We start from the raw sequence: 16,368 nt of genomic DNA on the forward strand, positions 1-16,368 counted from the left end.
CGCCCGCCGCGTTCAGCGGGGCCGCAGCGCCTCCAGCAGCCCCGCGCAGGCGTCCTCCAGCAGGTCGAGCACCTGCTCAAATCCCTCGGGGCCGCCGTAGTAGGGGTCGGGCACCGCTGCGGCCTTGCGCTGCCGGCAGAACCGGGTGAGGGGAGTGATGCGGGCCCGCTGCGAGCCGGATTGGACCCGCTGGCTGAGGGCCCTCACCTGGGTGAGGTTGTCCTCGTCCATGGTGAGGATGTGATCGAAGCTGCTGATGTCGGCGAGCTGGATCTGGCGGGCCCGGCTGGTGAGCTGAATGCCCCGTTGGGCGGCGGCCGCCTGCATGCGCTCGTCCGGCGGGTGGCCCCGATGCCAGCCGCCGGTGCCGGCGGAGTCGACCAGGAAGTGATCCTGGAGCTGCTCAAGGGCCAGCTGATGCAGGAACACCCCCTCGGCGGCGGGGGAGCGGCAGATGTTGCCCAGGCAGACGAACAGCACCCGGGTGGGTTGAGGGGGGGTCATGGTGTGCTCAGCCGTTGCAGGGCCAACGCGGCCCGTTGGCGCACCACCGGGGGATTGCCGGCCTCGTCCAGCGTCAGCCTGCCCAGGCCGTCCAGGCACTGCCGAAACCCCTCGCAGCTCGCTGGCAGGTCTGCAGCCAGGGCTTCGAGCCCTACGGCCACCGCGTAGCGCACCACCCACTCGCCATCCACGCTGGCGGCCAGCAGCGCCTGAAGGCATTGCTGCTGCACGGCCAGGGCCCGCTCCGGTGGCAACGCCGCCAGCTCCAGCTGGCCCAGGCCCCGGGCGGCAGCGCGCCGCACACTGGCGGCCACGTCGGTACCCAGCGCTTCGATCAGCAGCTCCAGGCCGCGGATGTCGCCGATCCCCGCCAGGGCCCGCACCGCCCAGGCCCGGGCGCCGTAGTTCTCGGCATCGAGCTGGAGCAGGGCTTCCACGGCCCCCTCGCCGATGCTCACCAGCCCCTCCACGGCGGCCACGGCGGCGCCGGGGTTGTTGAAGCCGAGCACCTTCACCAGGGTGGCCGCGGCCTGGGGATCGCTGTGGCTGGCCAGGGCCCGGGTGGCCTGCGCCAGCGCCAGGCTGCTGTCGGCCCGCTCCACCGCCTCGATCAGCTGGTCCAGCTCAGGGCTGGTCTGGGGCTGGATGGCGCTCTTCATGCCGCTCACAGCAGGGCGTCCATGCTGGCGAACAGGGCCAGCTCACCCGGCTCGCCCTGGCCCCGTTCCACCAGACCCCGCAGGGCGATCAGTTTGAGGCTGTTTTCGGCCAGGGTGGCACTGATCGCGCCCAGGGCCGGCCGCCAGCCGGCGGCGCCCAGGTCCATCAGGGCAGCCCGCCGCACCTGCAACTGGGGATGGCCCAGCAGCTCCACCAGCAGCTCACCCCAGCAGGGGTCGCCGTTCAGCTGCAGCAGGCTGCGGGCGGCGGCGCTGCGCACGAGGGGGCGGGGGTGATCGATGAAGGGCCGCAGCACGGCGATCACCTCAGGCCGGGCAACGCCGATCTCGCCCAGGGCCTCCAGCAGGGCTTCGCAGGGCTCCTGCAGCCGGGGGCTGTCAGGCTCCTGGGCTCCTGCGCTCTGGGGGCCGCTGGCCAGACGCTGGCAGAGGGCCTCCACGGCCTCCACGGCGCCGATCTCGCCGAGGGCGCGGGCGGCCGCTTCCCGCAGTCCGTGGTCGGCATCCTCCAGGGCGTCGAGCAGATCGGGGATGGCCACAGCTGAGGCGGGCGCGAGCTTCCCGAGGGAGCGTGCCGCGTTGCGGGCCACGGCGTTCTCCTCCACCCCTGCCCCTGGGTCCCGTGGCCGTCGCTGGCGCAGGGCCTGCTGCAGCAGGGGGATGGTGTCGGGGTGGCCGCAGCGCATGCGGCCCACCCACCAGGCGGCGTAGTACTGCTGTGAGGGGTCAGCGCCTTGGCGCAGGCGCGCCAGGGCCTCGGCTTCGCTGATCGGCTCCCCGGCTGGGGCTGCCCTGGGGGGTGCGGCCATGGAACGCGTCCCCGCGGAAGGGGGGGAGAGCTGGATCTGATGATGGCAGTACGGGTGACGGCTGTCCGGCAGGCGTCCTCGCGCCCGGGAACAGGGAAGCCGCCCCGTAGCGGAGTTCAAGCAAAAGCCCCCAGATGGGGGCGAGGAAGCCGATCCCCCCTTTGGAGGGGAAGGGATGTTTGGGTTGCGGTTGCGGCTGAGTCCTGAGCAGGAATCAGACGAGGGCGCTGATGGCGTAGTCGATGTAGTTGTTGGCGATGACGCCGGGGTCGCCGGAGATGCCGTGGTTGGCCTTGATGTAGGAGAGGGCCTCGACGTACCAGGAGGGGGAGAGCTCGAAGGCGCGGTTGATCTCATCGAGACCGGCGACGAGGTACTCATCCATGGGGCCGGTGCCACCAGCGACGAGGCAGTAGGTGACCATGCGGAGGTAGTAGCCGATGTCGCGTGCGCACTTGGCCTTGCCGCGTGAATCGGAGGCGTAGTTGCTGCCCTGCATCTGGGTGGTGTAGGGGAACTTGCTGTAGACGGCCTGGGCGGCACCGTTCACCAGCTCATCGGCTTTGGCGGTGAGGGTTTTGGCGGCGCTGAGGGCGTTGGCAGCGCGCTCAAAGCGACCGAAGGCGGCGTTGAGCTCGGTGTTGGAGAGGAAGCGGCCCTGGGAATCAGCGGCGGCGACGGCCTCGGTGAGGGGAGTCTTCATGGTGAGAGAGAAGGAGAAGGTGAACCCGCGTGGAGGCGGGTGAGTTCAAGAGAAGAGAGGGCCGAGGCGATCAGCCGACGGCGGCAGCAGCGCGATCGAAGTAGGTGCCGACTTCGCTCATGAGGGCGGCGCAGTCGCCTGGGGTGATGCCGTTGCGGTCGTTGGCGATGCCGATGGCGGCGTCCTTCATCTTGCGGATGCCTTCTGCGACGGAAGCGCCGGGGACGCCGAGGGCGAGGTAGGTCTCACGGAGGCCATTGAGGCAACGATCTTCCAGGACGGAAGCATCGCCGGTGAAGATGGCGTAGGTGACGTAGCGGAGAACGATCTCCATGTCGCGCAGGCAGGCAGCCATGCGGCGATGGGTGTAGGCGTTACCGCCGGGGGCGATCAGAGCGGGCTGCGAATCGAAGAGATCGCGAGCAGCGTTGGTGACGATTTTGGAAGCGTTGGAGGTGATGCGGTTCACCGTGTCCATGCGCTTGTTGCTCTCGGCCACCATGGCAGCGAGGGCATCAATCTGGCCGGCGTTGATGAATTCGCCCCGGGCATCAGCCTGGGCTACAACCTTGGTGAAGGCGTCGAACATGGGGAGAGCTCCTGGTCGCGACGAAATGTCGGGGAGGGTTGATAGAGATGGCCAGGTTGTCCGTCGCCCGGCAACGCCGGGCACCTGTCAACTTGACTTGACCATTGTTGGTTGGCCCTGCGGCAGGCGTCTCGCCAATTAACAAACGGTCATCGTCTCCTGGTCTGCCGAGCCATGATCTGGCCATGAAAAAGCCCCCGGTTGGGGGCAGAACATTCCAATGAACCGAATCCGTGGCTGACCCCATGGTGGGGACCACTGGTGGACCTGCTTGGTGTTGAAGCTGGGTTCAGCCTTCGGCCTTTGACTTCGCCTTCTTGCGGGCTGGTGCCACCTTGCCCGTGCCGACGAGGTCGCCGCCATTGACGCTGACGCCGGTGATCTTGCCACCCATCCGCTGAACGAGTCGCATGGTTTCGTTCATTCTGGTGTAGGGCACATTCATGGTCATGTCTGCCGTACGCGAGTAATCGTTGTTGGCAAGACCGGTGACGGTGAACGTGACCTGACGGCTGCTGGTGAAGCTGGTGCCGCGGCTACCTGCAGAAACCTTCATGGTGTTTCGGGCGAAGGAGTGAAAGGGAAGACGAACGAGGCTCGCGTCAAAGCGCGTTTCAGTTCACCGGCGTGATGCTGGCGACCCGACCACCCTCACGGTGGATCTGTTGCTGGTATTCCAGCAGTTTGTTGAAGGGAATGAAGCGCACCCGGTTGCTGCGCTTGTGCAGTCTGTAGTTGTTGAATCCGGTGATTTCCACCCTGAACGTGCGGCCTTCCTCTCCGGAACCCACGCCCTGGCGGGTGACCCCATCACTGGTGACCTTGCGGAACACAGCCCCCTTGGCGTTGGGGCTGACCACCGGCATCGGCTGCTCGGTATGGACGGCAGGATTGAGCCGGGACTGGGTCTTGAGCAGGTCGCCGCGGACGGAGGCACCTACGCCGCGGGTGAGCTGCAGCATGTAGGAAAACTGCAGCCCCTGCTGGCCGGAGTTGTAGTTGAAGCCATGCAGGTAGGGAACAGCCTCTTCGCCGAAGCGTTCCTGATATTCAGCGCTGTCGATGTAGGAGTCGATCTCGGCGTCGAATCCCTGCTCCTGCAGGATGGTGAAGTGATGGAGCATTTCGGCCTTGTTCTGAGGAGCTCGGCCGAGCAGATGCTTAAAGTTGAGTTCGATGAAGCGGTAAGGGTTGCAGTTCTCGAAGAACTTTTGCTTGTACAGGCCGCTCTTGGCCACCTGGCGCACGAATTCCCGGATGCTGAGGTAGCCACGCTTGAACAGGGATTCAGGTCCTGTGAGCCGCTCGCTCTTCATCACGTACTGGTTGCCCAGCACCTGGCGGTAGACCGCGCGGATCAGGAGCGCCTTGTCGTTCTCGGAGGCGTTGGTCCAGTTCTCTTTGGCGCTGTCGTTGGCGAAACGCTCAATGCCCAGATAGGCAGCGTTGGCGAGGGTCATGGGCTTCGGGCCGGGGGGGAGGAAACGCGACGTGGCCGTTGGACCGCCTGGGCAGACCAGGCGGCCTGGCAGGGCGGGACACCTTAAGGCGACGCTGCCAACGGCTGCATGGGCAGATCCTATGGGCCACCGGCAGGCCCACCGCCAGCCTTTCACAATCGTTACAAAGTTTGCCCCTGGCGCCCGCGCCTGATCCAGATACCATCCGGCCAGGCGACGCCTGGGCTCCAGAGCTGTGGCGCACCGCCATACCAACCCGCAACCAACCCGCACGGAGGGGCGATGGGCGATCCAGCTGGCCATCCTGATCCTTCACTCCGGGCCTGCCCCGAGCCGACCGCCAGGGTTGCTCCGGCGATGGATCGACTGGCCCACCAGCTCAACACCCTCTCGGAGCTGGTGGAAGCCATCACCTTTCGGCTTCTGGAGCTGGAGGAGAAGGTGTCCGTCCAGCAGCAGCGGCTGGAGCCCCTGGTGGAGGCTTCCGATCGGGAAGACGAGCACCAAGACGCCCTGCGCAAGCTGCGCTTCGATCAGACCGAACAGCGCCTGAGCCACCTGGAACAGCTGCTGCAGCTGGCCCACAGCCCCGGCCCGCAGGCCTCGTTCCCTGAGTCTGCCCCACCCTTGATGGCCATCGACGGCCCTTTCCCCGAAGAGCTGGAGCAGCCCTTCATGGATGACGTGCCGGCCTGATCGGCGTCAGATCCGGAAGGCCTCGTACCAGGCAGTGGGAATCTCGTGGCTGTAGTCAGCCGTGCGGCTGAACTGGAACGGGCCGGCGAGCGAGCCCCAGACCTGGGCATGGGAGCCGGGGTCGTGGCCCGTATCGATCGTGCGCATTCCTGTGGCATCGAGCTCCAGGCGGCTGACAAGGTACGTGGTCTGCCCCTTGCGCTCCACCAGACAGCGGCAGCCAGGCTCCACTTCGCCGACGAATCCCGCGGCTTCCTGGCGCACCATGTAGGCACACCCCTCCAGCGGCACCAGGTCGGAGGGGCTGATGCGGTTGCGCCGTGCCTCGTCGTCCACCGCGCCCCAGAAGCGTTGGTCGTCGGCGAGGGCCTGGTTGTGGATCACCAGAGCCTCGCCCTGGCGTTCGGCCCGCAGCACCCGGATTCTGTAGGGCACGCCTGGATTGATGGCGTAGCTCTGCTCCAGCAGCAGCGAGCCCGGAGCGAGCTGGGGCAGGGGCCGCAGCGTCACCAGGATGTGGGCATAGAGGGGGGGGTTGTCGAAGGCCTGCTGCTGGTTGCTGAAGCCGGCACTGAGCAGCTGCACCAACCGGGTCAGGGCGCCGGCGGCGTCGGTGCCCCTGGCACCCGTGCCGCGCTCGCCCATGCCGCTGTCGTCCGTGGTGCGCTCGCTCAACTCCCGTGGCTCAACTCGTTGGCCGTCAAGTTAAGACCCGAACGTGCCCTGGCCAGAGCCATGCACAGCGGCCTCAGAGGCCGAGCAGTCTGAGCCGGAACTGCGCCACCTGCTCGGCCAGCTCAGGTGATGAGCGGCGGAACGGATGGTCGGCGACGGCCTCGAGCACAGCGGCGAGGCGGGCTTCGCGGGGTTGATCCAGGCTTGAGGTCTGGTTGGCCAGCTTGAACCAGGCTTCATCGAAGGCCTGGGCAAAACTATCGGCGTTGTCGAACACCTGGGGGAAGCTGCCTGGGGGCTCGCGCATGGTGGGGGAGGGTGGGCGCCCAAGAAACGCGCCACGCAGAGGAGAAGGCAAGACCGGGGTTGTCAGCAAGCTCCCTGTTCAGATGCTGCTGCTGCGAGGCCAGGGATGCGCTGACAGGTTTGCACTTCCAGGATTGAAATGCCAGGACCCAGATTTGAACTGGGGACACGGCGATTTTCAGTCGCCTGCTCTACCAACTGAGCTATCCCGGCCCGTCGCCTTGGCGACTCAGGGATCTTAGATCACGACCCCCGACGCTCTGGGGTGCGAGCCAGGCAGGCCAGGCCCAGGACGCGCCAGCCGGCGGTTTCGAGGGCTGCCGCGGCGTGACACGCCGTGGCTCCGGTGGTGAGGATGTCATCGAGCAGCATCAGCGGGCGCCGGCCACGGCGATCCCCCCGGGCTTGAATCGCGCAATGGAAGGCACCTTCCTGGTTGGCCCAGCGCAGCTCCCTGTTGAGGCGGTGCTGACCCAGCACAGGCCGGCTTCGGGCGAGCAGGGGCGCCTCGGGCCAGCGGAGTTGGCTCGAGAGCTGCTTCGCCAGCAAGGGCGGCAGGGGATTGGGCCGACTCTTCCAGCTGGGGATGGGAACGAGCAGGGGATGCTCCCCGCCCGGCGCCGGCCTGAATCGCTCCGGAGTGCCTCCGCCAGTGTTCTCACCAGGGGCAGCAATCCCTGAGGCTGCAACTCACGGCGCAGCCCCAGCAGGTGGCGGCGCAGGGCACCGTCGTAGAGCCCGGCGGACCACCAGGCCAGGGGCTCGCTGCCGTGAAGGGGAGCTGCCTCCAGCGTCCAGGCCCCGGCGGCGCCCCCTGCTGGGCGGCTGGGGTCGCGCACCAGCCACTCCAGGGGCAGCAGTTCCCCCAGGCCAGCCCAGAACCCTGCAACCATCGCCCTACGGCTCGACACGGTTTCAGCTTTGCCCCATTGGCGTCAGCCCGGCGCCTGCTGGGGCATGGCCCGCAGCATCGCCACCAGGGTGCGGTGGGCGTCCTCGCTGTCGGTGAGGGTGTGGTCGAAGGCCACCTCAATGCTGCGGCCGTCCACGTCGAGCTGCATCGCTCCGGGCTGAACCGCGATCATGCGGGCCTCGCTGGCGTCGGCCACCCCGCCGTAGTGGCGGGCATAGCTGAGCACCGCTTCAGCGTGGTCGTCGTTCATGTGCTTGCAGATCCGATCGCTCACGGCGGCGGTGAGAGGGTCGGCGGCCATAGGGGTCAGGGCGGGTGATCTGATTCTGGGGCTTCTAGCCGGCGGCGAAGCGCTGCCACAGGAGCAGGCCCAGCCGGATGGCGCTGAAGCTCACGTAGCCCGCCAGCAGCACGAACAGGCCCATGGAGATCCAGGTGCGCAGACGGTCGTTCATCGGAGTTCGGGAGTTGGCTTGAGGGTGGATGCAGCCAGTCTTGCCATGCCCAGGGCGGCTGACAGGCCAGGCCGGTTGAGCACGGGCACCCCGAGGCGCTGCTGGCGCAGCCGCCGCCACTGGGGATTGCGGGCGCCGCCGCCGAGGCTGATCACCCGCTGGATCGGGGGTGCCCCCAGGCTGGACAGCCGCTGCCAGCCGGCCTGCTCGATCGCCGCCAATCCCTCCAGCAACGCCTGGAGGAAGTGCACGTCACTCACGGGCCTGGGCCCCAGGATCGGCTCCAGGTCGGGGTCGTCCACGGGGAAGCGCTCACCGCGCCCGGGCAGGGGCCGCAGCTCCAGGCCTGTGGGCCGTGAGGGGTCGATCTGGCGGCTCAGCTCGGCCAGTTGAGCCGGGCTGAAGAACTGGCCCAGCACGCCGGCGCCGCTGTTGGAGGCGCCTCCCACCAGCCAGCGGCCGGCCACCCGGTGGCAACTGAGGCCAGGGCCCTGCAGGGGCTGGCTGCAGAACTGCTTCAGCACCAGGGTGGTGCCCAGCACGGCCACTCCATCGCCGGGGCCTGGAGCGGCCGCGAGCACGGCGGCATTGGCGTCTGTGCTGCCGGCCACCACCTGGCAGCTGGCCGGCAGGCCCAGGCTGCGGGCAGTGGCGGCGGCGAGGCGGCCGAGCACGCTGCCGCTGGCGCAGATCCTCGGCAGGGCAGGGCTCCAGGGCTGGAAGGCGATGGTGCCCTGCCAGCCTGGAGCAAAGGATCCCAGCCCAGACGCAGGTTGTTGGCGGCTTCACCCCAGCGCCAGTCCCCCAGCAGCCAGCCCATCAGCCAGTCGGCCTGATGGCGCAGCAGCAGCTCGGCGCCCGGGGCCGGGGCGGCCTCCAGCAACCGCAGCGCCCGGGCCAGGCTGCCGCTGGCACTGGCGGCGGGGGAGGCGGCCGCCCCATCGCTGGAGGCGTCTGCCCTGTCGTCGCCCTCACTCAGCTGCCGGGCTCTGCGGACCTGCTCGGGGCAGGCCGTGGCGTAGGAGATGGCCTGGCCGAGGGCACCCTCCAGCAGGCTGCCGTCCCGGTGGCAGAGCAGCAGGGTGCCGGAGGTGCCGTCGATGGCGATGGCGCCCACGCTGGCGCGCAGCTCGGGCGACAGACGGGCGCAGAGGTCCACCAGGCCCTCGCGCCAGCTGGTGGGATCGCTGAAGGCAACGGGATAGGCGCCGGCTTGCTCAGCCAGCAGATCGCCGCTGGCGTTGCAAGCGGCCAGCCGCAGGCCGCTGCTGCCCAGGTCCAGGCCAAGGGCGCAGGGGCTGGGCACGCCAGCCATCCCGATTCGGCCGGCCAGGCTCAGGCCGCTGCGGCGACGGCGCTGCGCTCGCCGCTAGGTGAACTGGCGCCCTGGCTGGCCTCCTTCAGGGTGGCGGCGATGCCGTCGACGTTCTCCCATGGAAGGTTCAGATCGGTGCGCCCGAAGTGGCCGTAGGCTGCCACGTCCTGGTAGAAGCGGCCGCCGCGCTGCTGGGGAAGATCGCGCAACGCGAAGGTTTCGATGATGGCGCCTGGACGCAGGTCGAAGTGTTCCTGCACCAGGGCGGTGAGGTCGGCATTGCTCAGGCTGCCGGTGCCGAAACTCTCCACCAGGATGCTCACCGGCCTGGCAACGCCGATGGCGTAGCTCAGCTGCACTTCGACCTTGCGGGCCAGCTCCGCAGCCACCAGGGCCTTGGCCACGTAGCGGGCGGCATAGGCAGCGGAGCGATCCACCTTGGTGGGGTCCTTGCCGGAGAAGGCGCCGCCGCCGTGGCGGGCATAGCCGCCATAGGTGTCAACAATGATCTTGCGCCCGGTGAGGCCCGCATCCCCCTGGGGGCCTCCCACCACGAACTTGCCGGTGGGGTTCACCAGGAAGCGGGTGGCTTCCCGGCTCGGCTTCAGGTCCAGATCGGCGGTGGCTGGCAGCACCACCTCGGTCCAGAGATCGGCGGCGATGCGCTCACGCAGCCCCTTCTCGTCGCTGATGCCGTCGATCTCGGGGATGTGCTGGGTGGAGATCAGGATCGTGTCGATAGCCACGGGAACGTCGTTCTCGTACACCACGCTCACCTGGGTTTTGCCATCCGGCAGCAGGTAGGGAAGGCTGCCGTCATGACGCACTGCCGCCAGCCGGCGGGCCAGGCGGTGCGCCAGGCTGATCGGCAGCGGCATCAGTTCGGGCGTTTCGTTGCAGGCGTAGCCGAACATGATGCCCTGGTCGCCGGCGCCGATCTTGTCAAGCGGATCGCCGGCGTGGTCGTCGGCCTCATCGACGCCCTGGGCGATGTCAGGCGACTGCTGATCCAGGGCCACCAGCACGGCACAGCTGTGGGAATCGAAGCCGCCCGCTCTGGCACCGCTGTAGCCGATCCGGCTGATCACGTCCCGCACCAGGCTGTTGAAGTCCACCCGGGCCGTCGTGGTCACCTCGCCGGTGATCAGGCAGAGGCCGGTGTTGACCACCGTTTCGCAGGCCACCCTGGAGGCGGGATCCTGGTGCAGCAGGGCGTCAAGCACAGCGTCGCTCACCTGGTCACAGATCTTGTCGGGATGACCTTCGGTCACCGACTCCGAGGTGAACACATACCGGCTCATGGCATGGGGCCTTTGGGGGCACCAGCTTATGGCGTGATCACCTCACCCTGGCGCGCGTCCAGCTCAGCCCAGTGGCTGAGCTGGGGGAAGGAGGGATCCAGGGGAGGTGGGCTGCTCCAGCCCGCCAGGTAGCCCAGCACCACGCCGACGCCGGCGCTGCGGGCCATGCGCAGGTCGCTGTTGGCATCGCCGATCAGCGCGCAGCGATCCGGTTCCACCCCCAGGGCTTCGCAGAGGCCCAGCACGGCGGCGGGGTCGGGTTTGCGGGGGGTGTGCTCGGCGCTCCAGCTGGCCTGAAAGTGCGGTCGCATCCCCTGGCTCAGCAGAAAGGCCTCGATGCCGGCCTGGTCGTCGTTGCTGATCACGGCGCAGCGCAGCCCGGCTCCGGCCAGCCGCTGCACCAACCCATGCAGCCCTGGGCTGGCTCCTGGAGGGCTGGCGCTGCCCTGGCCGTGCAGGTGGTCGGTGACGGTGAAGACCTCCTGGCTGAGCTCAAGCGCCTCCGGCCAACCGAGACCCACCTGGGTCAGGGCCGTGGCCGTGGAGATGAGGTTGTGCTCGCGGCAGGCCACGGCCGTGGTGCCGGCTGGATCGATGCCCTGGCCCCGCAATCCGTAGGCCTGCTCCAGCAGATCTCTGGCGCGGGATCCTTGCCTGGCATGCAGCGGGCCATGGCGCTCTCCCAGAAGCTTCAGCCCATGTGTCACCCGGGCCGTGGCCAGGGCATGGAGCATGGGCTCGCTGATCGAGAGGGTGCCGTCCTTGTCGAACAGCACGGCGTCCACCTCCCCGATCGGTTCACCCCTCAGCAGCAGCAGGGCCACGGTGGCTGGGCTCAGTCGACGGTGACACCCATGGGCTCGTTGTCTTCAGCCTGCTCAAGCAGCATCTGCTTGTAGCGGGCGGCCATCTCCTCCGCCTTGTCGAACACCTTCTGGGGGTCGGTGAGCATGTCGCCGGGTTCCGGCTCCAGGGCCTTGGTGGAGAGGGAGATGCGACCGCGCTCGGCATCGAGGTCGATGATCATCACCTTCATCTGGTCGTTCACATTCAGCACCGTGTGGGGCGTTTCGATGTGCTCGTGGCTGATCTCGGAGATGTGCAGCAGGCCACTCACGCCGCCGATGTCGATGAAGGCGCCGTAGGGCTTGATGCCGCGCACGGTACCCAGCACCACTTCGCCCACCTCGAGGCGATTCATCTTGCGCTCCACCAGGCGCGGCGATGGCTGAGCACCAGGCGGTTGCGCTCCTCGTCCACCTCCAGGAACTTGAGGGGCAGGAAATCGGCCACCAGCTCTTCCTTGGCCTTGCGGGTGCTGATGTGGCTGCCGGGGATGAAGCCCCGCAGGCCCTCCACCCGCACCAGGGCACCACCGCGGTTGGTGGCGAACACCTCGGAGTAGATGGTGGCGTCTTCCTTCTGCAGCTGGCGCACCCGCTCCCAGGCACGCTGGTACTCGATGCGGCGGATCGAGAGGGTGAGCTGGCCGTCTTCGTTCTCCTCGCTGAGGATGAAGAACTCGCGGATCTCGCCGGGCTCCAGCACATCGCTGAGACCCTCCACCCGGTTGATCGACACCTCCTGCAGGGGCATGAAGGCGGCCGTCTTGGCGCCGATGTCGATCATCGCGCCCTTGGATTCCAGGGCGAACACGGTGCCGTTGACGACGTCGCCAGGCTTGAAGTTGTAGTCGTACTTGCTGAGCAGGGCCGCGAACTCATCCAGCGTGAAGCCCACGCCGTCGAGGTCACCGGTGGCGGCGCGGCTGCTCGGGTCGTCCGCTGTCGGGACCTCTTCCGGAATGGCGAGGTCGAGATCGTCGGCCGCTTCAGCGGCAACGGCGAGATCGGCGGCCTCAGTGCTGCTGATGTCGGAAGGGGTCACGGTCATGGAGAAGTGGCGGTCTGCCCGAGGCAGGGTGAAGGGATCGACGCGCCCGCCCGCCAGCGGTACGTCGCGATCCATCACTGTATCAACGGGGCCGGGAGGCTTAGCCGATCGCCGCCAGCTGCGTGGCCTTGCTGGCGCGGCGATTGAGCCGCTCGAGGGCGGCCACGAAATCGCTGATGCCCTGGAACTGCCGGTACACCGAGGCAAAGCGCACGTAGGCCACTTCGCTCATCTCGGCCAGTTGCTGCAACACCAGCTCGCCGATGTCGGCGCTGGTCACTTCCCGGCAGGAGCGCTGCTGCAGCTGCAGCTCGATCTCGTCCACCACCAGCTCCAGCCGTGCTGGCTCGAGTCCGGTTTTTTCACAGGCTCTCAGCAAGCCGTGCAGCAGCTTGGCGCGGTTGAAGGTTTCACGGCTGCCGTTGCGCTTCACCACGGTGATGGGCACCGTTTCCACCCGTTCATAGGTGGTGAAACGGAACTCACAGTTCAGACATTCGCGGCGTCGCCGCACGCTCCTGCCGCTGTCTGCGGCCCGTGATTCGAGCACCCGGCTGTCGGTGTGTTGGCAGGAGGGGCATTGCATCCCCGAAATTCCGCGCTGGGTTTGAGAAGTTTAAGCAGCCGATCCGCCCTTGAGAAGGGCTGAGCAGCAAAAAGCCCCTGACGGAGTCAGGGGCGAGGCCAGCTCGAAGGCTGATGGGATCAATGAAACCAGGGTCTATTTGCCAATCTTCGGCGGATCGCGGAAGGCGATCGCAAAGAAGAGGGTGGCCAGGGCCAGGGCCAGGATCAGGATGTAGGCGAAGCTCTCCATGGGGTGACTCCCGGGTCAGCTGAGGGTGGAGCCGGCCGGGGGCACGTAGCCCTCCGGCAGGCGGCGGGTCGACTTGTCGCCCAGCTTCTGGAACAGGCCGAACTCCACCTGGTCGCCCAGATCGGGATCGATCCCGGCGAATACGTCGCGGTAGAGGGTGCGGGCACCGTGCCAGATGTGGCCGAAGAAGAACAGCAGGGCGAAGGTGGCATGGCCGAAGGTGAACCAGCCGCGGGGTGAGCTGCGGAAGGTGCCGTCGGAGTTGTAGGTCTCGCGGTCGAACTCGAACGCCTCACCAAGCTGGGCCTTTCGGGCCAGCCGTTTCACAGCGGCCGGATCGGTGAAGGTCTGGCCGTTTAGGGCACCGCCATAGACCGTGGCGGTGATGCCGGTCTGCTCGAAGGAGTACTTGGCTTCAGCCCGGCGGAAGGGAATGTCGCCCCGGACGATGCCGTCCTGGTCTTCGAGCACCACGGGGAAGTTCTCGAAGAAGTTGGGCAGGCGGCGCACCTGCAGGTCGCGGCCCTCCTTGTCGGTGAAGGAGATGTGGCCGAGCCAGCCGGTGGGCAGGCCGTCGCCGTTCACCATCGGGCCCACACGGAACAGGCCGCCCTTGGCGGGACTGTTGCCGACGTAGTCGTAGAAGGCGAGTTTCTCGGGGATGGAACCATAGGCCTCCTCCATGGAGGCACCGTTGTCGAGGGCGGTCTGCACCCGACGGCTGATCTCAGCCTTGAAGTAGCTCTGGTCCCACTGGAAGCGGGTGGGGCCGAACAACTCCACCGGGGTGGCGGCAGCGCCGTACCACATGGTGCCTGCCACCACGAAGGCGGCAAAGAACACGGCGGCAATGGCCGAGGCCAGCACCGTTTCGATGTTGCCCATCCGCAGGGCCTTGTAGAGGCGTTCCGGCGGTCGGGTGGTGATGTGGAAGATGCCGGCGATGATGCCCACGATGCCGGCGGCGATGTGGTGGGCCACGATGCCGCCGGGGTTGAAGGGGTTGAAGCCCTCAGGTCCCCAGGAGGGCTGTACGGGCTCCAGATGCCCGGCAATGCCGTAGGCATCGCTCACCCACATCCCCGGGCCGAAGACGCCCGTGAGGTGGAAGGCGCCGAAGCCGAAGCAGCCGAGGCCAGCCAGCAGCAGGTGGATGCCGAAGATCTTCGGCAGGTCGAGGGCGGGTTCGCCGGTGCGGGGGTCCTGCCAGATCTCGAGATCCCAGAAGGTCCAGTGCCAGATGGCGGCCAGGAAGAGCAGGCCGCTGAAGATGATGTGGGCGGCGGCTACGCCTTCGAAGCTCCAGAAGCCAGGGTCCACCCCGGTTTCACCGGTGATGCTCCAGCCACCCCAGCTGCCGGTGACCCCCAGGCGGGCCATGAAGGGCATGACGAACATCCCCTGGCGCCACATGGGGTTGAGCACCGGGTCGGATGGATCGAAGATCGCAAGCTCATAGAGCGCCATGGAGCCGGCCCAGCCGGCCACCAGCGCGGTGTGCATGAGGTGCACGGCCAACAGTCGGCCCGGGTCGTTGATCACGACCGTGTGCACCCGATACCAGGGCAGTCCCATGGGGAGTCGTTCTGGGTGGGTTGGGCGATCGTAAGGGTGGGCACGCCTCCGGCGCGGCGCTGGTTACGGACCGCAACGGCGCGGCCCAGAATGGGGCCTGCTGCGCCAGCTCTGATGCCCGTGATCCGGTTCCTGCGAGAGGAGCGTGATGTGGAGTGCTACCCGGGCGAGAACCTCCGGGAGGTGGCTCTGCGCGAAGGGGTTCAGCTCTACGGGCTCAAGGGTGCCCTGGGCAACTGTGGTGGCTGCGGCCAGTGCATCACCTGCTTCGTGGAAGTCCCCGAGGGCCAGGCCACTCAGGCCCTCACTGGGCGCACCCCGGTGGAAGACCAGAAGCTCAAGCGCCGCCCGGGCAACTGGCGGCTGGCCTGCCAGACCCTGGTGCAGCAGTCGTTGGTGGTGATCACCCGGCCCCAGGTGGGTCTGGCCGACAAGGACCGCCGCCAGGCGGCCGCCATGGCCTCACCGCTGCCGCCTGGACCCACGACCTGGCCCGAGCCCCCTGCCGCCAGCCAGGAGGAGGCCGGCCCCGATCCGAAGCCCGATGCAGTGGACGTCGCCGCCGCAGACGCCGCCGACCTGGGCGCGGATCGCGGTGCAACGGCCGGTGAAGGCCCCTGAGAGGGGCCCGATCGCCGGTGATACCCTCCGGTGAAACCTCAGCTCATCCATGGAAACCAACGATCTCGGCTTTGTTGCCAGCCTGATGTTCGTGTTGGTTCCCACCGTGTTCCTGCTGGTGCTCTACATCCAGACCAGCAGCCGTCAGCGCGGCTGAACCTCCCGACTGCTGTCCTCAGGCCCCGCATGCCAACGGGGCCTCAGCACTTATCCCTGTTCCGGCTCCCGCACCAGCAGCACCGGTGCCGGTGCATGCACCCGGATGTAATCGCTCACGGAGCTGCCCAGCAGACGGTCGAGATCCACCAGAGCCTTGGCCACCACGGGGCGTCGATCCTGGGAGGCGATCACCACCAGATCGGCCTTGATGTCCTCGGCGGCGCTGCACACGGTGCGCCCCACGTCGCCGGTGCGATGCAGCGGTTGAAGCGTCACCCCCAGGCCCCGGGCCCGTTGTACGGCCCTATCGAGCACCTCATCGGCAGGTGAGCGCCCCCCCCGCGACGGGGTCAGATCCTGGCGGGTGACATGCACTCCGGTGAGACTGCCACCGGGAATCTCCCGCACCAGCTCGCAGGCCAGCTTGAGGGCGTCGTCGCCCACGCCGGTGCCGTCGATGGCCACCAGAAGCTTGTTCACATGGCGCACGTAGAGGTCGTCGCGCACCAGCAGCATCGGCCTGGTCGAGAGCTGGAAAACGTACTGGCTGGCGCTGTTGCTGAGGATTGACTGCAGCCGGCTCAGGCCCCTCGACCCCATCACGATCAGATCGGCGTTGAGCTCCTCGGCCACCAGCAGCACGGTCTGTTTGGTGTCCCCCTGGCGAATGATCGTGTTCACTTCGCTGGGGTCAAGCTGCAGCCGGCCCACGGCGGCGGCCACGATGCCGGCGGCCTCCTGCCAGTGCTCCTGGAAATTGGCTCCCGCCTGCTCCGGCACCACGTGCAGGAGGTTGAGGCGTGCCTGGCGTACCACGGGGATGTCGCGGAGCATCCGCACCATTTCCTCGACGTGGCCTTTGCCGGAATCGGCGATCAGAACGTTGCGAAACACGGG

20 protein-coding genes, 1 tRNA gene and 2 pseudogenes are annotated in these 16,368 nt (G+C 67.7%); 3 read left to right on the forward strand and 20 right to left on the reverse strand.

Annotated elements, in window-relative coordinates; translation table 11 throughout:
* Positions 1-12: 12 nt before the first annotated feature.
* The 7 genes from IQ220_RS11755 to IQ220_RS11785 form a co-directional block, all read right to left on the reverse strand.
* Complete coding sequence (locus IQ220_RS11755) at positions 13-504, reverse strand: low molecular weight protein-tyrosine-phosphatase (protein ID WP_193915201.1); 492 nt, start codon at positions 502-504, stop codon at positions 13-15.
* Positions 501-1,163: a HEAT repeat domain-containing protein gene (locus IQ220_RS11760; RefSeq protein ID WP_193915203.1), complete on the reverse strand. Its 663-nt coding sequence runs from the start codon at positions 1,161-1,163 to the stop codon at positions 501-503. The genes IQ220_RS11755 and IQ220_RS11760 overlap by 4 nt, the downstream gene beginning before the upstream one ends.
* 5 nt (positions 1,164-1,168) lie before the next feature.
* Entirely contained in the window at positions 1,169-1,993 is an 825-nt protein-coding gene (locus IQ220_RS11765) for a HEAT repeat domain-containing protein (protein WP_193915205.1), read from the reverse strand.
* Between the two features lie 214 nt (positions 1,994-2,207).
* The gene (gene cpcA / locus IQ220_RS11770; RefSeq protein ID WP_186697240.1) at positions 2,208-2,696 is read right to left on the reverse strand and encodes a phycocyanin subunit alpha; all 489 of its coding nucleotides are present in this window, start codon (positions 2,694-2,696) and stop codon (positions 2,208-2,210) included.
* A 70-nt stretch (positions 2,697-2,766) separates the two neighbouring features.
* Complete coding sequence (locus IQ220_RS11775; protein ID WP_186697239.1) at positions 2,767-3,285, reverse strand: phycocyanin subunit beta; 519 nt, start codon at positions 3,283-3,285, stop codon at positions 2,767-2,769.
* A 289-nt stretch (positions 3,286-3,574) separates the two neighbouring features.
* Positions 3,575-3,841, reverse strand: coding sequence for a phycobilisome linker polypeptide (locus IQ220_RS11780; protein WP_193915207.1), 267 nt, complete (start codon positions 3,839-3,841; stop codon positions 3,575-3,577).
* Between the two features lie 58 nt (positions 3,842-3,899).
* On the reverse strand, positions 3,900-4,745 hold the full coding sequence (locus tag IQ220_RS11785) for a phycobilisome rod-core linker polypeptide (protein WP_186697237.1): 846 nt from the start codon (positions 4,743-4,745) through the stop codon (positions 3,900-3,902).
* 357 nt (positions 4,746-5,102) lie between these two features.
* Between IQ220_RS11785 and IQ220_RS11790 the strand changes: the two genes are divergently transcribed.
* Positions 5,103-5,441 (forward strand): hypothetical protein, encoded by a 339-nt coding sequence (locus IQ220_RS11790; RefSeq protein WP_193915209.1) that lies wholly within the window; start codon positions 5,103-5,105, stop codon positions 5,439-5,441.
* A gap of 6 nt (positions 5,442-5,447) precedes the next feature.
* On the opposite strand, the gene IQ220_RS11795 is transcribed toward IQ220_RS11790, so the two are convergent.
* The 12 genes and pseudogenes from IQ220_RS11795 to psbB form a co-directional block, all read right to left on the reverse strand.
* Positions 5,448-6,116, reverse strand: coding sequence for a chromophore lyase CpcT/CpeT (locus tag IQ220_RS11795; protein WP_370566458.1), 669 nt, complete (start codon positions 6,114-6,116; stop codon positions 5,448-5,450).
* Between the two features lie 73 nt (positions 6,117-6,189).
* A complete protein-coding gene (locus IQ220_RS11800) occupies positions 6,190-6,423 on the reverse strand; it encodes a hypothetical protein (protein WP_186697235.1) in 234 nt (77 codons plus the stop codon).
* A gap of 139 nt (positions 6,424-6,562) precedes the next feature.
* Positions 6,563-6,635: transfer RNA gene (locus IQ220_RS11805), tRNA-Phe, on the reverse strand.
* A gap of 30 nt (positions 6,636-6,665) precedes the next feature.
* Positions 6,666-6,971, reverse strand: a complete 306-nt coding sequence (locus tag IQ220_RS11810; RefSeq protein WP_193915211.1) for a phosphoribosyltransferase family protein — start codon at positions 6,969-6,971, stop codon at positions 6,666-6,668.
* Positions 6,972-7,357: 386 nt separating this feature from the next.
* Positions 7,358-7,636: a DUF2470 domain-containing protein gene (locus IQ220_RS11815; RefSeq protein WP_193915213.1), complete on the reverse strand. Its 279-nt coding sequence runs from the start codon at positions 7,634-7,636 to the stop codon at positions 7,358-7,360.
* A gap of 150 nt (positions 7,637-7,786) precedes the next feature.
* Positions 7,787-9,105: pseudogene (locus tag IQ220_RS11820) on the reverse strand (FGGY-family carbohydrate kinase).
* A 20-nt stretch (positions 9,106-9,125) separates the two neighbouring features.
* Positions 9,126-10,406 (reverse strand): methionine adenosyltransferase, encoded by a 1,281-nt coding sequence (gene metK / locus IQ220_RS11825; RefSeq protein ID WP_193915215.1) that lies wholly within the window; start codon positions 10,404-10,406, stop codon positions 9,126-9,128.
* A gap of 26 nt (positions 10,407-10,432) precedes the next feature.
* Positions 10,433-11,230 carry an HAD family hydrolase gene (locus IQ220_RS11830; RefSeq protein ID WP_193915217.1) on the reverse strand — a complete coding sequence of 266 codons (798 nt, stop codon included), beginning with the start codon at positions 11,228-11,230 and terminating at the stop codon, positions 10,433-10,435.
* 11 nt (positions 11,231-11,241) lie between these two features.
* Positions 11,242-12,299 (reverse strand): annotated as a pseudogene (locus IQ220_RS11835) (30S ribosomal protein S1).
* Between the two features lie 100 nt (positions 12,300-12,399).
* On the reverse strand, positions 12,400-12,885 hold the full coding sequence (gene nrdR, locus IQ220_RS11840; RefSeq protein WP_186697229.1) for a transcriptional regulator NrdR: 486 nt from the start codon (positions 12,883-12,885) through the stop codon (positions 12,400-12,402).
* Positions 12,886-13,020: 135 nt separating this feature from the next.
* A complete protein-coding gene (locus IQ220_RS11845) occupies positions 13,021-13,116 on the reverse strand; it encodes a photosystem II reaction center protein T (protein WP_186697228.1) in 96 nt (31 codons plus the stop codon).
* Between the two features lie 15 nt (positions 13,117-13,131).
* On the reverse strand, positions 13,132-14,691 hold the full coding sequence (gene psbB, locus IQ220_RS11850; RefSeq protein WP_186697227.1) for a photosystem II chlorophyll-binding protein CP47: 1,560 nt from the start codon (positions 14,689-14,691) through the stop codon (positions 13,132-13,134).
* Between the two features lie 114 nt (positions 14,692-14,805).
* Here psbB and IQ220_RS11855 point away from each other — a divergent pair, with 114 nt between their 5' ends.
* Positions 14,806-15,312, forward strand: coding sequence for a 2Fe-2S iron-sulfur cluster-binding protein (locus IQ220_RS11855; protein WP_193915219.1), 507 nt, complete (start codon positions 14,806-14,808; stop codon positions 15,310-15,312).
* A 49-nt stretch (positions 15,313-15,361) separates the two neighbouring features.
* Positions 15,362-15,469, forward strand: a complete 108-nt coding sequence (gene psbM / locus IQ220_RS11860; RefSeq protein WP_043368765.1) for a photosystem II reaction center protein PsbM — start codon at positions 15,362-15,364, stop codon at positions 15,467-15,469.
* 50 nt (positions 15,470-15,519) lie between these two features.
* Here psbM and IQ220_RS11865 read toward each other — a convergent pair whose 3' ends face one another.
* Positions 15,520-16,365, reverse strand: coding sequence for a universal stress protein (locus IQ220_RS11865; protein WP_186697225.1), 846 nt, complete (start codon positions 16,363-16,365; stop codon positions 15,520-15,522).
* Positions 16,366-16,368: the final 3 nt, after the last annotated feature.

This window comes from Cyanobium sp. LEGE 06113 (genome assembly GCF_015207615.1).

What these genes read in the sequence shown, in the direction of transcription:
- IQ220_RS11755 (WP_193915201.1), bottom strand. Translation starts at nt 504, where the DNA reads ATGACCCCCCCTCAACCCACCCGGGTGCTGTTCGTCTGCCTGGGCAAC.
- IQ220_RS11760 (WP_193915203.1), bottom strand. Translation starts at nt 1,163, where the DNA reads ATGAAGAGCGCCATCCAGCCCCAGACCAGCCCTGAGCTGGACCAGCTG.
- IQ220_RS11765 (WP_193915205.1), bottom strand. Translation starts at nt 1,993, where the DNA reads ATGGCCGCACCCCCCAGGGCAGCCCCAGCCGGGGAGCCGATCAGCGAA.
- cpcA (WP_186697240.1), bottom strand. Translation starts at nt 2,696, where the DNA reads ATGAAGACTCCCCTCACCGAGGCCGTCGCCGCCGCTGATTCCCAGGGC.
- IQ220_RS11775 (WP_186697239.1), bottom strand. Translation starts at nt 3,285, where the DNA reads ATGTTCGACGCCTTCACCAAGGTTGTAGCCCAGGCTGATGCCCGGGGC.
- IQ220_RS11780 (WP_193915207.1), bottom strand. Translation starts at nt 3,841, where the DNA reads ATGAAGGTTTCTGCAGGTAGCCGCGGCACCAGCTTCACCAGCAGCCGT.
- IQ220_RS11785 (WP_186697237.1), bottom strand. Translation starts at nt 4,745, where the DNA reads ATGACCCTCGCCAACGCTGCCTATCTGGGCATTGAGCGTTTCGCCAAC.
- IQ220_RS11790 (WP_193915209.1), top strand. Translation starts at nt 5,103, where the DNA reads ATGGATCGACTGGCCCACCAGCTCAACACCCTCTCGGAGCTGGTGGAA.
- IQ220_RS11800 (WP_186697235.1), bottom strand. Translation starts at nt 6,423, where the DNA reads ATGCGCGAGCCCCCAGGCAGCTTCCCCCAGGTGTTCGACAACGCCGAT.
- IQ220_RS11815 (WP_193915213.1), bottom strand. Translation starts at nt 7,636, where the DNA reads ATGGCCGCCGACCCTCTCACCGCCGCCGTGAGCGATCGGATCTGCAAG.
- metK (WP_193915215.1), bottom strand. Translation starts at nt 10,406, where the DNA reads ATGAGCCGGTATGTGTTCACCTCGGAGTCGGTGACCGAAGGTCATCCC.
- nrdR (WP_186697229.1), bottom strand. Translation starts at nt 12,885, where the DNA reads ATGCAATGCCCCTCCTGCCAACACACCGACAGCCGGGTGCTCGAATCA.
- IQ220_RS11845 (WP_186697228.1), bottom strand. Translation starts at nt 13,116, where the DNA reads ATGGAGAGCTTCGCCTACATCCTGATCCTGGCCCTGGCCCTGGCCACC.
- psbB (WP_186697227.1), bottom strand. Translation starts at nt 14,691, where the DNA reads ATGGGACTGCCCTGGTATCGGGTGCACACGGTCGTGATCAACGACCCG.
- IQ220_RS11855 (WP_193915219.1), top strand. Translation starts at nt 14,806, where the DNA reads ATGCCCGTGATCCGGTTCCTGCGAGAGGAGCGTGATGTGGAGTGCTAC.
- psbM (WP_043368765.1), top strand. Translation starts at nt 15,362, where the DNA reads ATGGAAACCAACGATCTCGGCTTTGTTGCCAGCCTGATGTTCGTGTTG.